Raw genomic sequence first — 15,211 nt, 5'->3', positions numbered from 1 at the left:
GTTCCATGAAGAAATCAGCGATTGCACTGGCGGTTAGCGTAGCCTTGTCCGGGCTTTTGGCAGCGTGTGGCGGTAGCGACGACGGCCCGGCGGAGGTTCCCTCGGTCAGCAATCCAGGCAAGTTCTTCAACCGCACGGCCACGTTTGCGGTGTGCTCGCAGGTGGGCGCCTCGTGCGAAGACAGCACGCCCACGGCGGCAGAAATCGTCGCTGCCAGCGAAGACGGCATGACCCTGGTCTACACCAACAGCCTCAAGGGTGAGGTCGGTTTTGTGGACATCGTCGATCCCGCCGCGCCGAAGGCCCTGGGTCGCCTGGCCATGGGCGGCGAGCCCACCTCGGTCACCGTGCTGGGCGCTCATGCGCTGGTGGCGGTGAATACCTCGCAGAATTTCATCAACGCCTCGGGCAAGCTGGTGGTGGTGGACATCGCCAAGCGCAGTGTGGTTACCGAGATTCAGCTGGGCGGCCAGCCCGATTCGGTGGCGCGCAGCAAGGACGGCAAGTATGTGGCCGTGGTCATCGAGAACGAGCGCGACGAGAGCCTGGGCAATGGCGCACCGCCCCAGGCGCCTTCGGGCTACCTGACCATCGTGGACTCGGTGGGCGCGCCCGCCACCTGGAAAACCCGGGTTGTGGAACTCAAGGGCCTGGCGACGCTGTTCCCCGAAGATGCCGAGCCTGAGTATGTTTCCATCAACGACGACAACGTGGCCGTGGTCACGCTGCAAGAGAACAACCACATTGCGCTGGTCGATCTGCCCACGGGCAAGGTCACCAAGCATTTCAGCGCCGGCGCAGTCACGCTCAGCCAGGTCGATTTGACCGATGCGCCGCGCCCCAACATCGTCAGCCTCACGCAAACCCAGGCCAATCGCCTGCGCGAGCCCGATGGCGTGACCTGGTTCTCCAAGACCCAGTTCGCCACCGCCAACGAAGGCGATCTGAGCGGCGGCAGCCGTGGCTTCACCATTTTCAACAGCGATGGCACGGTGGGCTACGACGCCGGCAACACCCTTGAGCACTTGGTCGCACGCATCGGCCACACCAACGACAAGCGCTCGGACGCCAAGGGCAACGAGCCCGAGAACGTGGCCTTTGGCCGTTTTGATGGCACCGATTACCTGTTTGTCGCATCCGAGCGCTCCAGCGTGCTGGCCGTATACGACATGGGCCAGAAAAACCAGCCCGTGTTCAAGCAAGTGCTGCCCGCAGCGCTGGCGCCCGAAGGCGTGCTGGCCATCCCCTCGCGCAACCTGCTGATCGCGGCCAGCGAGAACGATGACCGCGCCACCAGCTCCACCTTGCGCTCGGCACTCAACATCTACCAGTACCAGAGCGCACCCGCGGCCTACCCGACCATCCAGTCGGTTAACCGTGCCGATGGCACGCCGATTCCCTGGTCTGCCATGTCGGGCCTGGTGGCTGCGGCCAGCGGCACCGTGGTGTATGGCGTGGATGACAGCTTCTTCCGCGGCAACCGGATTTTCGAGATCGACACCAGCGCCAAGCCCGCCAGCCTCCAGCGCGAGATCCGCATCACCGATCCGAACGGCAAGATTGCCGCTCTGGCCGCCGTGCTGCCCGCCGCCAAGGACGCCAACGCCTTTGATGCCACCGACCTGGCCGCGCTGGTGAACGCCGACGGCAGCGTCAACCTTGACCCTGAAGGCATTTCGCTGGCCTCGGCTGGCGGCTTCTGGATTGCCTCCGAAGGCAACGGCACGGTGGGCGAGGCCGCCCGCCCGGTGCTGTCGGCCAACCTGGTGTTCAAGCTCTCGGCCACGGGCGTGATCGAAGACATCATCCAGCTGCCTGCCGACGTGAACGCCAAGCAGCAGCGCTTTGGCTTTGAGGGCATTGCCGAGTCCAACGGCAAGTTGGTGGTGGCCTTCCAGCGCGCGTGGGCGGGCGAGACCCAGCCGCGCATCGGCGTGTACGACCTGGCCGCCAAGACCTGGCAGTTCATGTTCTATCCACTGGACGCCGTTACTTCGCCCAACAAGGGCTGGGTGGGGCTGTCGGACATCACGGCGCTGGGCAACAACCGCTTCCTGGTCATCGAGCGTGACAACCAGGGCGGCCCCGATGCCCGCGTCAAGAAGCTTTACCGCATCGACCTGAGCGGCATGGCCAATGGCGCCACGCTGAGCAAGACGCTGGTGCGCGACGTGCTGCCCGACCTGCGCAAGACCAACGGTCTGGTGGTCGAGAAGATCGAGGGCCTGGCAGTGCTGGCCAATGGCGATGCGCTGCTGGTCAACGACAACGACGGCGTGGACGAGAACAACGGCGAAACCTGGCTGCTCAACCTGGGCAAGCTCAATCTGAACTGATGCACGGCAGCGCGCAGGCCGGGCGCCTGCGCGCACTGCGCTGTGCGCCAGCAGGCGGGTGCTTTCCCGCCTTTCACTTTTTTGCCGTTCTCCACGTTTTCCACGTTTTCCACGTTTTCGCTGTAGCCGCTTTGAATTGTGCCGCCAAGCGTCGAACACTGCTGGGCTGCAGGCAGATCAATCGGTAGAGCCATCGCGCGCCGCACGGTGCACAACGCCGATGGCACGAACGGCACCACCTGCAGGGTAGCGCGTAAACTGCACAAACTTGCGCCCGCACCGCTGGGCGCGCCAGGAGGTGCATCATGAAATGGGAAGGCAACCGCGAATCGGACAACGTGGAAGACCGCCGCAGTGGAGGCGGCGGGATGCCCGTGTTCGGGGGGCGCAGCATTGGCATTGGCACCATCGTCATCGCCTTGCTGGGTGGCTGGGCGCTGGGTATCAACCCGCTGACCATTTTGAGCCTGCTCAGCGGCGGCGGTGCGCCCACGGCGCAGGTGCAGCAGGGCCCCGCCCAGCGCCCGCCCGCCGATGACACCATGGGGCGCTTTGTCGCGACCGTGCTGGCAGACACCGAGGACGTCTGGCAAAGCATCTTTCGCCAGGCCGGCGGCACCTACCAAGAGCCGCGCCTGGTGTTGTTTCGGGGCGCTACGCCCACGGCGTGCGGCACGGGCCAGGCCGCCATGGGGCCCTTTTATTGCCCGGCCGACCAGAAGGTGTACATCGATCTCGGGTTTTACGAAACGCTCAAGAGCCGCCTGGGGGCGCCGGGCGATTTTGCGCAGGCCTACGTCATTGCCCATGAGGTGGGCCACCATGTGCAAAACCAGCTGGGTATCAGCGCCAAGGTGGACCAGATGCGCGGCCGGGTGAGCCAGACCGAATACAACGCCTTGTCGGTGCGGCTCGAATTGCAGGCCGACTGTTTTGCCGGTGTGTGGGCGCACCACGCACAAAATGCGCGCCAGATTCTGGAGCAGGGCGATGTCGAAGAAGCCATGAACGCCGCAGCCAAGATTGGCGACGATGCCCTGCAGCGTTCTAGCGGCGGCGCCGTGGTGCCAGAAAGTTTTACGCATGGCAGCAGCGCCCAGCGCCAGCGCTGGTTCAACAATGGGCTGCAAAACGGCAACGTCAAGGGCTGTGACACATTTTCGAGCCGCAATCTCTGATTTCAGGGTGTCGCGTGGCGGCGCAGCCGTGGCACCCTGGGGGACCGTGGTACGAAAGCGATCCACTGTAAATGTGGCTATAGCGCTCATGGATAAAGCGCTTGTAGCTATATAAATAATAGCAATTCACGGCCCGCAGCGTCGGTGCCGTGCGCCCGTCGTGCAGGGGCAACGCGCAAAAATAGCGCCACTTTTGCCACCGGTGCGACAATAGCGGGCTAAATGACAAGTTCTTTTTCCAATTTATCGCTGGCCGAGCCGCTGGCGCGCGCCGTGGCCGAAATGGGCTACGAGTCCATGACGCCCATCCAGGAGCAGGCCATTCCAGTGGTGCTTACCGGGCAAGACGTCATGGGCGCAGCCCAGACGGGCACCGGCAAGACGGCGGCGTTCTCGCTGCCCCTGTTGCAACGCCTGCTCAAGCACGAGAGCAGTTCCACCTCGCCCGCCCGCCACCCCGTGCGCGCGCTGGTGTTGCTGCCCACGCGCGAACTGGCCGACCAGGTCGCCCAGCAGATCGCGCTGTATGCCAAATACACCAAGCTGCGCAGCACCGTGGTGTTTGGCGGCATGGACATGAAGCCGCAGACGCTGGAGCTCAAGAAGGGCGTGGAAGTGCTGGTGGCCACGCCAGGCCGCCTGCTGGACCACATCGAGGCCAAGAACGCGGTGCTCAACCAGGTCGAGTACGTGGTGCTCGACGAGGCCGACCGCATGCTGGACATCGGCTTTTTGCCTGACCTGCAGCGCATTCTTTCGTACCTGCCCAAGCAGCGCACCACGCTCTTGTTCAGCGCCACGTTCTCGCCCGAGATCAAGCGCTTGGCCGGCAGCTACCTGCAAAACCCGGTCACCATCGAGGTGGCCCGGCCCAACGAAACCGCCTCCACGGTTGAACAGCGCTTTTACAGCGCCAACGATGACGACAAGCGCCGTGCCATCCACCAGGTGCTGCGCACACGCGGCATCAAGCAGGCGTTCATCTTCGTGAACAGCAAGCTCGGTTGTGCGCGCCTGGCCCGCAGCCTGGAGCGCGAAGGCCTCAAAACCACCGCTTTGCATGGCGACAAGAGCCAGGACGAACGGCTGAAGGCGCTCGAAGCCTTCAAGAGCGGCGAGGTCGATCTGCTGGTGTGTACCGATGTGGCGGCCCGTGGCCTCGACATCAAGGACGTGCCGGCTGTGTTCAATTTCGACGTGCCGTTCAACGCCGAAGACTATGTGCACCGCATTGGCCGCACCGGCCGCGCTGGCGCGTCGGGCCTGGCCGTCACCCTGGTGTCGGGCAGCGACGCCCGCCTGGTGGCCGACATCGAGAAGCTGCTCAAGACCAAGCTCGATATCGAGGCCCTCGAATACGACGAAGACAAGCCCCGTGGCCGCATCAACGATGGCCGCCGCGCCTGGCGCGAAGCGGGCGAAACGGGGGACCCGCGCGATGCGATTCCCCCGCCGCCGATTCGCGAGCGCAGTGAGCGCCGGGACCACCGCGAGCCCCGCGAGCCGCGTGAAAACTACCGGGGCTTTCGTCCAGCGGTGGCTTCGCGCGATCCGTTCTTCGAAAAACCGTATGAGCCGAGCAACGCCGAAGCCGCTCCCGCCTGGGAAGCCGCAGCCAAGTCGCCCGCGCGCAGCAGCGTATCGGCCAACATCAAGTCCAAGCGCAAGGTGGCAGCCCTGTTCAAGGCCGTGCAGCCGGAAACCTCGGACCAGTAATTCGCTGACGGGGCGGCGGTGCAGGCCTGGATGGCACAGCCAGGCCGGTCTTGCCAACATGAGGCAAAAAGGCCGTTAGCGCTTATGCAGCAAGCGCAAGCTGCTATCAAAATAGTTTGATCGATGAGGCCCCACGCAGGGGGTGCCGCTGGCGTGGATGCCGCACTGGCGTGCGGGGTCGCCTGAAGACGACTTTTTCAAGCGCCCGGGGCTTGCGCCTGTTCGCAGTGCACCTGCAGCAGTTCGCGTTCGGCAAGCGTCGCGCCAAAGCGCACCGCGCTCAGGCAGCCGCCCCACACGCAGCCCGTGTCCAGCCCGATCACATCGCTGCGGTTAAGCCAACCCAGTGTGGACCAGTGCCCGAAGGCCATCAGCGTGCCAGCCGTGCGCCGTTCAGGCACATCAAACCAGGGCAGGAGGCCAGCGGGCGCGGCACTGGCGCTCTCGGTGCTATTGAAATCCATCACGCCTTGTGCTGAGCAAAAACGCAGCCGCGTGAGCGCATTCACGACCACGCGCAGGCGGTCCGGGCCGGTCAGCGAATCGTCCCAGTGGTTCGGCGTGTTGCCGTACATCTGTTGCAAAAATGCGGGCAGATCGGCGCTGCGCAACACACGCTGCACTTCGTCAGCCAAGGTCATGGTGTCGGCCGCAGTCCATGACGGCAGAACGCCGGCATGCACCATCAGCAAAGCCTGTCCGCCGTGCACATGCTGGCGGGCCAGTGGCTGCAGGCGCAGCCATTGCAGCAGTGCATCGCGGTCCGGGGCATGGAGCACGCTGGCCAGCGTGTCGCGCCGCGAGGGTTTGCGGGCGCCATGGGCGGCTGCCAGCAGGTGCAGGTCATGGTTGCCCAGGAGGGGGCGCAGGGCATCGCCGTGCGCCATGCAGCGGCGCAGCACGGCAGCGGAGTCCGGCCCCCGGTTGACGAGGTCGCCCAGAAGATAGACGGTATCTCGGCTTGCAGAAAAGCCGATCCGATCGAGCAGGCGCCCCAGTGCGCTGTCGCAACCCTGGATGTCGCCAATACAGTAAAGTGCCATGGTGTTCTTCTTACCTTTTGATTCATGGATTTTCTGCTGATCACGCTGCTGACGCTGCTCAATGGCGTGTTTGCCATGTCGGAACTGGCCTTGGCGTCCAGCCGCAAATCCCGGTTGGTTGCCATGGCGGAGGGTGGCGACAAGGGCGCGCAGGCTGCCCTGACCTTACTCGACAACCCCACGCAGTTCCTGTCGTCGGTGCAAGTGGGCATTACCTCCATCGGCATGCTCAACGGCATCATTGGCGAAGCCGCTTTCAGCAGCGATCTGGGCTTGTGGCTGCAGACCCTGGGCGTTCCCGAGAGCGCGGCCAGTGTGAGCGCCACGGCCATTGTGGTCACCATCATTACCTTCATCACCATTGTGTTTGGCGAACTGGTGCCCAAGCGCATTGGCCAGCTGTATCCGGAATCTGTGGCCCGGTTCGTGGCGCGCCCCATGACCTGGGTGGCCCAGGTCGCCAAGCCCTTCGTGCGTCTGCTGGCGCTGTCCACCCAGGGGGTGCTCAAGCTGCTGCGGGTGGACAACGACGCAGGCCGGATGGTGACTGAAGAGGAGATTGCCGCCAGCCTCGAAGAAGGACGTGATGCCGGTGTGATCGAGCACCACGAGCACCAGATGGTGCAAAACGTGTTTCGCCTGGACGACCGGCCGCTGACGTCGCTGATGGTGCCGCGCACCGATGTGCAATGGCTCGATGCGGGTCTCTCGGTGCTTGAAGGCCTGCGCATGGCGGGCTCCGGCGGGGACCGTGGCGCCCATTCCTGGTACCCGGTGTGCCGGGGTTCGCTCGATGAAGTGGTGGGCGTGATCAGCGTGGCGCGCATGCTGGAACTGGGCCCCGAGGCGCCTGGCAGCGTGGAGTCGTATGCGCAGCCCGCCGCCTTTCTGCCCGAAACCCTGAGCGGGATGGAATTGCTGGAGCAGTTTCGCGCGCGGTCGGGGCGCATGGTATTCGTGGTGGATGAATATGGCGTGGTGCAGGGCATCATGACGCCGCGCGATTTGCTGGAAGCCATTACCGGGGAATTGCAGCCGGGCGCATCCGCCGATGCATGGGCAACCCGGCGTGACGATGGCACCTGGCTGCTCGATGGCTTGATGCCCGTGACCGAACTTAAGGCCAGGCTCGATATTCGGGATTTACCCGAAGAAGACCGGGGACGCTATAACACGCTCGCAGGCTTGTTGATGGCAGAAACCGGTCATTTGCCCGAAGTTGCCGAGCGTATTGCCTGTGCCGGGTGGATATTCGAAATTCTGGACCTGGACGGCAAGCGTATTGATAAGGTGCTTGCGCAGCCGGACCCCCAGGTTGAGCAAGATTGAATATTGAGCGTGGCCCCCGTGACGAAAATGATGGGTGGAATGGACCGCTAATGGGAGGCTGCGTGCACAGCGCGCGCATTATTCCTATAATGCAGGCTCCTTCGCAATTACTTTTGTTACACACCATGTCCAGCTACAAAGAACTCCTGAAGCAGCGTGAAGCCCTTGAGCAGAAAATCAACGAAGCCCGGCGCAATGAGCTCTCGGAAGCGGTTGCACAGGTTCGTGCGCTGGTGACAGAGTTTGGTTTGACAGCGCAAGACGTGTTTCCCACGGGCCGGGCGCGCAGTGCCGGCGCTGGCTCCAAGGTGGCCCCCAAATACCGCAATCCCGCTACCGGCCAGACTTGGACCGGCCGCGGCAAACCACCAAAGTGGATCCAGAACGAAAGCCGTGAGCAGTTTGCCATTTAACCGGGGTGTGCATTCATTCAAAAAAGTCCGCCTTGGCGGACTTTTTTTATGGGTGGCCATTCCGATGCCGAGGATGGCGGGCTTTTGCGCCTCGGGATGGCAAAGGCGTGCCAGGGTTTGCCAGGCTTCGGCTGTGAAATGATGGGCCGGAACAAACGATTCCATGGCCAGTTTCTGCTGGTTTTTACGAGGTGATGTCGGTGGGGGTGCCCAATATCCTCGTGGCGTGAGGGAAGGGTCTGGCGACACGTTGTTTTGATTGCAATCCACAGTTACACGGGCAACAATTATTCGCCTTGAATGCGCAGGGTCTGCGGTGGCCTGAATGGAATGGCGCAGGCGTTCGATTCGATTCGATTCGATTCGCTGCATGCCTGCAATACCCATGGCACCCACGGCACGCAACCAAGACAGGTCATTGCTGCAAGTGCCGAATGCAGGGCGCAAGGCCTGTTTCGCGCCCATTTGCATGGCCCCACCATTGCGCGCCCGCAGGGGACTGCCAGAATAGACCCCGTTACAGACCCGTTGTTTCTTCAAGGAGTTCTCCCATGGCCTCGTCGTCCAAGCCCGCCCGCCACGCTTTTTCCAGCACACTCAAGCGTTTCAAAACCGCGTCCGGCAAATCGGGTCAGTTTTATTCGTTGCCCGCACTGGCCAAGCAGTTTCCGCAGATCAGCCGCCTGCCGGTGTCGATTCGCATCGTGCTCGAATCGGTGCTGCGCAACTGCGACGGACGCAAGGTCACGGCCGAGCATGTGCAGCAGCTCGCCAATTGGGCGCCCCAGGCTGCGCGCAAGGACGAGATCCCGTTTGTCGTCTCGCGCGTGGTGCTGCAAGACTTTACTGGCGTGCCGCTGCTGGCCGACCTGGCCGCCATGCGCAGCGTGGCCGCCAAGCTGGGCAAGAACCCCAAGCAGATCGAACCGCTGGTGCCCGTGGACTTGGTGGTGGACCACTCCATCATGGTCGATCACTATGGCCAGAAGAACTCGCTCGACCTGAACATGAAGCTCGAATTCCAGCGCAACCGCGAGCGCTACGAATTCATGAAATGGGGCATGCAGGCCTTTGACACCTTTGGCGTGGTGCCGCCGGGCTTTGGCATCGTGCACCAGGTCAACCTCGAATACCTCGCGCGTGGCGTGCACAAGCGCAACGATGGTGTGTATTACCCCGACACCCTGGTCGGCACCGACAGCCACACCACCATGATCAACGGCATTGGCGTGGTGGGCTGGGGCGTGGGCGGCATCGAGGCCGAGGCCGCCATGCTGGGCCAGCCGGTGTACTTCCTCACGCCCGATGTGGTGGGCATGGAGCTGACCGGCCAGCTGCGCGAAGGCGTCACCGCCACCGACCTGGTGCTCACGGTGACCGAGATCCTGCGCCAGCACAAGGTGGTGGGCAAGTTCGTCGAATTTTTTGGCGAGGGCACGCGCACGCTGTCCCTGCCCGACCGCGCCACCATCGGCAACATGGCGCCCGAATACGGCGCCACCATGGGCTTCTTCCCCGTGGATGAGCGGACGATGGAATATTTCAAGGGCACGGGCCGCACCAAGGGCGAGATCGAAGCCTTCGAGGCCTATTTCAAGGCGCAGGGTCTGTTTGGCGTGCCGCTGGCGGGCGAAGTGGATTATTCGCAGGTGGTGAAGCTCGACTTGGGGCAAGTCACCCCCAGCCTGGCCGGCCCCAAGCGCCCGCAAGACCGCATTGAGCTGGGCAAGGTGGCGGGCCAGTTTGCCGACCTGTTCAGCAAGCCCAATGCCGACAACGGCTTCAACCAGCCGGCCGAGCGCCTGCTGCAGCGCCACCGGGTCGGCTGTGGCGAAGGGGGGCCGGCCGAGGACGCGCCTGCGCCACAACCCGGTGCCACGCGCTCGGTGGTGGAAATGGTGGGCAACCGCCCGACACTGGCCACGGCGCAGCATGACAGCCCATCCGTCTCGGTGTGCGACCTGCCCGGCGATGCCGACAAGGCCTTGACAGTCGGCAATGGCGACGTGCTGATCGCCGCCATCACCAGCTGCACCAACACCAGCAACCCCAGCGTGCTGCTGGCGGCTGGCCTGCTGGCCAAGAAGGCGGTGAAGGCGGGGCTCAAGGTGCAGCCGCACATCAAGACCTCGCTGGCGCCGGGCTCGCGCATCGTCACCGAATACCTGCGCGAAGCCGGGCTGTTGCCGTATCTGGAAAAGCTTGGCTTTGCACTGGCGGGCTACGGCTGCACCACCTGCATTGGCAACGCGGGCGACCTGACGCCCGAGCTCAACGAGGCCATCACCAGCAACGACCTGGTGTGCGCCGCCGTGCTGTCGGGCAACCGCAACTTCGAGGCGCGCATCCACCCCAACCTCAAGGCCAACTTCCTGGCCAGCCCGCCGCTGGTGGTGGCCTATGCCATTGCCGGCACGGTGCTCAAGGACCTGATGACCGAGCCCGTGGGCCAGGGCAAGGGCGGCAAGGACATCTACCTGGGCGACATCTGGCCGAGCAGCGACGAGATCTACGCGCTCATGAAGTTCGCCATGAAGGGCAAGGCCTTCCGCGAAAACTACGCCAAGGTCAAGACCGAGCCTGGCAAGCTGTGGGAAAAAATCAAGGGCGTGGCTGGAAACACCTACACCTGGCCCGCGAGCACCTACATCGCCGAGCCGCCATTCTTTGCCGATTTTGCTCTTGAAAAAGGAGCTGCCGGCGCAGAAGGGGCGGGCACTACAGGCCAAAATGACCCGATTTCTGTGCAGGGTGCCCGCATCATGGCGCTGTTTGGCGACTCCATCACTACCGACCACATCTCGCCCGCCGGCTCCATCAAGGAAAGCTCGCCCGCCGGCCAATGGCTGCTGCAGCACGGCGTGCAAAAGGCCGACTTCAACAGCTACGGCGCCCGCCGCGGCAACCACGACGTGATGATGCGCGGCACCTTTGCCAACGTGCGCATCAAGAACCTCATGATCGCGCCCACGGCCGAGGGCTCGCGCGAAGAGGGCGGTGTCACGGTGTTCCAGAACGAGGGGCCGTTGCAGGGCGAGAAGATGTTCATCTTCGACGCGGCCATGCAATACATGGCGCAAAAGACGCCCGCCGTGGTGTTTGCCGGCGAGGAATACGGCACCGGCTCCAGCCGCGACTGGGCCGCCAAGGGCACGCAGCTGCTGGGCATCAAGGCCGTGGTGGCGCGCAGTTTCGAGCGCATCCACCGCTCCAACCTGGTGGGCATGGGCGTGCTGCCGCTGCAATTCAAGGCGGGTGATTCATGGGCGTCGCTGGGCCTGACGGGCAATGAGGTCATCGACGTGCTGCCCGATGCCGCACTCACCCCACAAAGCGACGCCACGCTGGTCATCCACCGCGCTGATGGCACGCGTCAGGAGGTGGTGGTCACGCTGCGCATCGACACCCCGATCGAAGTGGACTACTACCAGGCGGGCGGCATTTTGCCGTACGTGCTGCGGCAGCTGCTGACGGGTTCCTGATCGGACTGCCGAACGCGCAAGCCCCGCCCGCCTGCCCGCCCGCTTGCCCGCCGACGGCGCGCGGCACAATGCGGGCATGAGAAAACAGGTGTTAATCGCGGGTGGCGGCATTGGCGGGTTGGCTGCGGCCCTGGGGGCTTCGCGCGCCGGGTGGGAGGTGCGCTTGTATGAGCGTGCCGCCGCATTCAGCGAGGTGGGCGCCGGCGTGCAGCTGGGGCCCAACGTGGTGCGCCGCCTGCAGGCCTGGGGCCTGCAGCGCCCGCTGCAGGATGTGGCGGTATTTCCGGGGCGTTTGCAGGTGCGCAGCGCCCTCACGGGCCAAGCGCTGGCGGCCATGCCGCTGGGTAGCACGGCGGTAGAGCGCTACGGCGCGGCCTACGCCACCGTCCACCGCGCCGACCTGCATGGCCTGCTGCTGGCGGCCGTCAGCAAATACACCGACACGCAATTTCATCTCGACCACGCGATCGACCGCTTCACCGACGCCGAGGGCGTGGTGACCGTGCGCACCAGCCGGGGCAAGGAAGTGGAGGGCGATGCCCTGGTGGGGGCCGACGGCCTGTGGAGCCGCACCCGCACACAGCTGCTGGGCGAGCAGCGCCCGCGCGTGACCGGGCACCTGGCCTACCGCGCCCTGGTGCCGCAGCACGCGCTGCCCAAGGCGCTGCGCACCAGCGACGTCACCGCCTGGCTGGGGCCGCGCCTGCATGTGGTGCAGTACCCCGTGCGCCGGGGCGAGTTGCAGAATCTGGTGGTCATCGTGCAAGGCCCCGCGCCGCACGACCTGGAAAACTGGGACCACGCGGCCAATGGCGCCGACCTGGAGGCCGCGCTGGCGGGCACCTGCACGGCGCTGCAGCAGGTGGTGCGCGGGGTGGTTGATGCGGGCGCTGGCTGGCGCCTGTGGCCGCTGTGCGACCGCCCGCCCGTGCGCGGGCCGGGCGAGATGGCGCGGGGCGTGGTGGCCTTGCTGGGCGACGCCGCCCATCCCATGCGCCCTTATCTGGCGCAGGGCGCCGGCATGGCCATTGAAGACGCCGCCGAGCTGCAGCGCGCGCTGGCCATGCACGACCTGGAGGTGCCGCTGCGCCTGACCCGCTATGCGCTCAACCGCTGGCAGCGCAATGCGCGCGTGCAGGCCCGCTCCACCCGCAATGGCCGCATCTTTCACGCCACGGGCCCCGTGCGCTGGGCGCGCGATGCGTCGCTGCGCCTGCTGGGCGAGCGGCTGCTGGACGTGCCCTGGCTGTACCGGGGCGATGGCTCCAGCGCCAGTTCGCTCTAATTGCTATTGAAAATATAGCCGTCAGCGCTTTATTCATAAGCGCTTGAGTGCTTTTTTATGCAGATTCTTTGTCGACCGCCCCGGCTTGCTGCAGCAGCGGCGATGCCGGCAGCCAGCGGAACGCGGTGGAGCCCAGCGCCAGCAGCGCGGCAATCGTGGCCATCACTGCGCTGTAGGGTTCCAGCCCCTGGCCCTGCGCCCAGCTGGCGACCCAGCCGGTGAGCGATTGCACCAGCCCCACGCCCAGAAACATGGCCATGGTGAACACCGACAGCGCGCGCCCGGTCAGGTCGGGCGCGTAAGACGAGCGCACATCCGAATACTGCAGCACCGAATAGCCCGACACCAGTGCAATGCACACCACCAGCGCCAGGTTGAGCATGGCGTGGTGCACCAGCCCCAAGCTCAGGTAGAGCGCGGCCACCAGCAGCGAAAAGTTGGCCACCCAGGCGCGCCGGCGCGCCGGGCCGGGGTCGATGCGGCCAAAAAAGGCGGGGGTGAACAGCGAAATCAGCGACATGCCCAGGGCCATGTTGCCGCTCTCGACCAGCGTGAATGCATAGCGGTCGATCAGCATCGGCCCAATCCATAGGCCGCGCAGCGCCAGAAACGAGGCGTAGCCGACCATGCCCAGCAGCAGAATGCCCAGCGTGTGCGGCAGCATGAACAGCGCGCCAAAGCGGCGCACGGCGGTGCCCCAGCGCTCGCGCACGGGCGTCGGGCCGGGCAGCGCGGGCTCGTGCACGCAGCGCCAGATCAAGAGCCACGCCAGCGCCGACAGCCCCGCCAGCAGCACAAAGCCGCTGCGCCAGCCTGTGCGCTGCACCAGCCAAGCCAGCGGCGTGCCGGTGAGCAGCAGGCCCAGCCCGCCCACGCCCATGCCCACGCCCGACATGAAGGCAAAACGCGAACTGGGGAAATGCCGCGAAATGAACACCGTGCAGGCCAGAAAGGCCGGCGCGCAGCCCACGCCAATGAGCAGCTGGCCGAACATCAGCCAGCCATAGTTGGGCGCCCAGGCCGACACGGCGGCGCCGGCAATGGCCAGCGGAAAGGCGCTGAGTACGGTGCGGCGCAGGCCATACAGGTCCATGCCAATGCCCATGAAAAACTGCGTCACACCAAACGACAGGCCAAACAACCCGGCAAACGCGCCCAGCGACGCCGGCGAGAGGCCAAAGTCACTCTGCAGGCCCGTGGCCATGATGGCGGTGACGGTGCGGTAGGCCTGGCTCAGCGCAAAGGCCGAGAGCAGCGCCAGCAGCATGAACCACAGCGTGGCCTGGGGTGGTGGGGCGGGTGCTACTGGCGGGGCGGGCGGCAAGGGCGGCGGGTGTGTGGGGGCGGCGTCGGGATGGGGCACAGGCGGTGAAGCGGGGAGTGGTTGCGGAGGCACGGCGGGCGTCTTGCAGAGTGTGCAGCCTACACGCAGCCGCGTGCGGGCGCTGTCGCGGTGGTGTAACTCTGTTTTTAATAGCTGCCAGCGCTTGCTGTACAAGCGCTGGAGGTCTATTTAGCCCCAATTCTACAGATCGGTGCGCAGCTTCCAGATCTCGGGGAACAGCACCACATCCAGCATCTTGCGCAGGTAGCTCACGCCGCCGGTGCCGCCCGTGCCGCGCTTGAAGCCGATGATGCGTTCCACCGTGGTCACATGGCGAAAGCGCCAGAGGCGAAAGGCGTCTTCGAGGTCGGTGAGTTCCTCGCCCAGCTGATACAGGTCCCAGTGCTGTTGCGGGTTGCGGTACACGGTGAGCCAGGCCCGCTCCACCGCATCGTTCTCGGCGTAGGGCAGGGTCCAGTCGCGGTCGGTGTGGCTGGCGGGCACATCCAGCCCGCGCCGGGCCAGCAGGCGCAGGGCTTCGTCGTACAGCGATGGCGCCTCGAACGCGGCCTGCACCTGGGCCAGCAGGTCGGAGCGGTGGGCGTGGGGCTGCAGCATGGCGCGGTTCTTGTTGCCCAGGGCGAACTCGATGCAGCGGTATTGGTAGCTTTGAAAGCCGCTGGAGCTGCCCAGATAGGGGCGCATGGCGCTGTATTCGGGCGGGGTCATGGTGGCCAGCACGTCCCAGGCGTGCACCAGCTGTTCCATGATCTTGGAGACGCGCGCCAGCATCTTGAACGCGGGCTGCAACTCGTCGTGCGCGATGTGGCCGATGGCCGCGCGCAGCTCGTGCAGCATGAGCTTCATCCACAGTTCGCTGGTCTGGTGCTGCACGATGAACAGCATTTCGTCGTGCGCGGGCGACAGCGGCTTTTGCGCCGTGAGCACGGCGTCGAGCTGCAGGTAGTCGCCGTAGCTCATGCGCTGGCTGAAGTCGAGCTGGGCGCGCTCGGCGTGCACGATGGATTCGGGCAGGGCAGATGCGGATGCGGGCGTTTCGCTGGCAGGGTTTTGGGAAAAGGGGCACATGGCGGGGTTCCTTCTC

The 15,211-nt window shown here is 65.0% G+C and carries 10 protein-coding genes; 7 read left to right on the top strand and 3 right to left on the bottom strand.

Going from position 1 to position 15,211, the window contains the following annotated elements:
• Nucleotides 1–5 precede the first annotated feature (5 nt).
• The 3 genes from J8G26_RS04410 (at nt 6) to J8G26_RS04400 (ending at nt 5,230) form a co-directional block, all read left to right on the top strand.
• On the top strand, nt 6–2,336 hold the full coding sequence (locus J8G26_RS04410) for an esterase-like activity of phytase family protein (RefSeq protein WP_210568079.1): 2,331 nt from the start codon (nt 6–8) through the stop codon (nt 2,334–2,336).
• A gap of 305 nt (nt 2,337–2,641) precedes the next feature.
• Nucleotides 2,642–3,514, top strand: a complete 873-nt coding sequence (locus J8G26_RS04405; RefSeq protein ID WP_210568078.1) for a neutral zinc metallopeptidase — start codon at nt 2,642–2,644, stop codon at nt 3,512–3,514.
• Nucleotides 3,515–3,736: 222 nt separating this feature from the next.
• Nucleotides 3,737–5,230: a DEAD/DEAH box helicase gene (locus J8G26_RS04400; protein WP_210568077.1), complete on the top strand. Its 1,494-nt coding sequence runs from the start codon at nt 3,737–3,739 to the stop codon at nt 5,228–5,230.
• A 197-nt stretch (nt 5,231–5,427) separates the two neighbouring features.
• On the opposite strand, the gene J8G26_RS04395 is transcribed toward J8G26_RS04400, so the two are convergent.
• A complete protein-coding gene (locus J8G26_RS04395) occupies nt 5,428–6,273 on the bottom strand; it encodes a symmetrical bis(5'-nucleosyl)-tetraphosphatase (RefSeq protein ID WP_087747108.1) in 846 nt (281 codons plus the stop codon).
• 24 nt (nt 6,274–6,297) lie between these two features.
• Here J8G26_RS04395 and J8G26_RS04390 point away from each other — a divergent pair, with 24 nt between their 5' ends.
• The 4 genes from J8G26_RS04390 to J8G26_RS04375 all read left to right on the top strand — a co-directional run bounded on the left by J8G26_RS04390 (nt 6,298) and on the right by J8G26_RS04375 (nt 12,782).
• Entirely contained in the window at nt 6,298–7,602 is a 1,305-nt protein-coding gene (locus J8G26_RS04390) for a hemolysin family protein (RefSeq protein ID WP_087747105.1), read from the top strand.
• Nucleotides 7,603–7,727: 125 nt separating this feature from the next.
• On the top strand, nt 7,728–8,015 hold the full coding sequence (locus J8G26_RS04385) for an H-NS histone family protein (protein WP_087747103.1): 288 nt from the start codon (nt 7,728–7,730) through the stop codon (nt 8,013–8,015).
• A 551-nt stretch (nt 8,016–8,566) separates the two neighbouring features.
• Nucleotides 8,567–11,497 (top strand): aconitate hydratase, encoded by a 2,931-nt coding sequence (locus tag J8G26_RS04380; RefSeq protein WP_210568076.1) that lies wholly within the window; start codon nt 8,567–8,569, stop codon nt 11,495–11,497.
• A gap of 76 nt (nt 11,498–11,573) precedes the next feature.
• Entirely contained in the window at nt 11,574–12,782 is a 1,209-nt protein-coding gene (locus J8G26_RS04375; RefSeq protein WP_210568075.1) for an FAD-dependent monooxygenase, read from the top strand.
• Between the two features lie 55 nt (nt 12,783–12,837).
• Here the strand turns inward: J8G26_RS04375 and J8G26_RS04370 are convergent, their stop codons facing one another.
• Both J8G26_RS04370 and kynA read right to left on the bottom strand, forming a co-directional pair.
• Entirely contained in the window at nt 12,838–14,106 is a 1,269-nt protein-coding gene (locus tag J8G26_RS04370; protein ID WP_246881244.1) for an MFS transporter, read from the bottom strand.
• Nucleotides 14,107–14,307: 201 nt separating this feature from the next.
• The gene (kynA, locus tag J8G26_RS04365; RefSeq protein ID WP_210568074.1) at nt 14,308–15,195 is read right to left on the bottom strand and encodes a tryptophan 2,3-dioxygenase; all 888 of its coding nucleotides are present in this window, start codon (nt 15,193–15,195) and stop codon (nt 14,308–14,310) included.
• Between the last annotated feature and the right edge of the window lie 16 nt (nt 15,196–15,211).

Origin of the sequence: Acidovorax sp. JG5 (assembly GCF_017939685.1) — a bacterium.
Lineage (GTDB): Bacteria > Pseudomonadota > Gammaproteobacteria > Burkholderiales > Burkholderiaceae_C > Acidovorax.
Note: the sequence above shows the minus strand (reverse complement) of the source record. Positions and strands in the feature narration are given on the sequence as shown.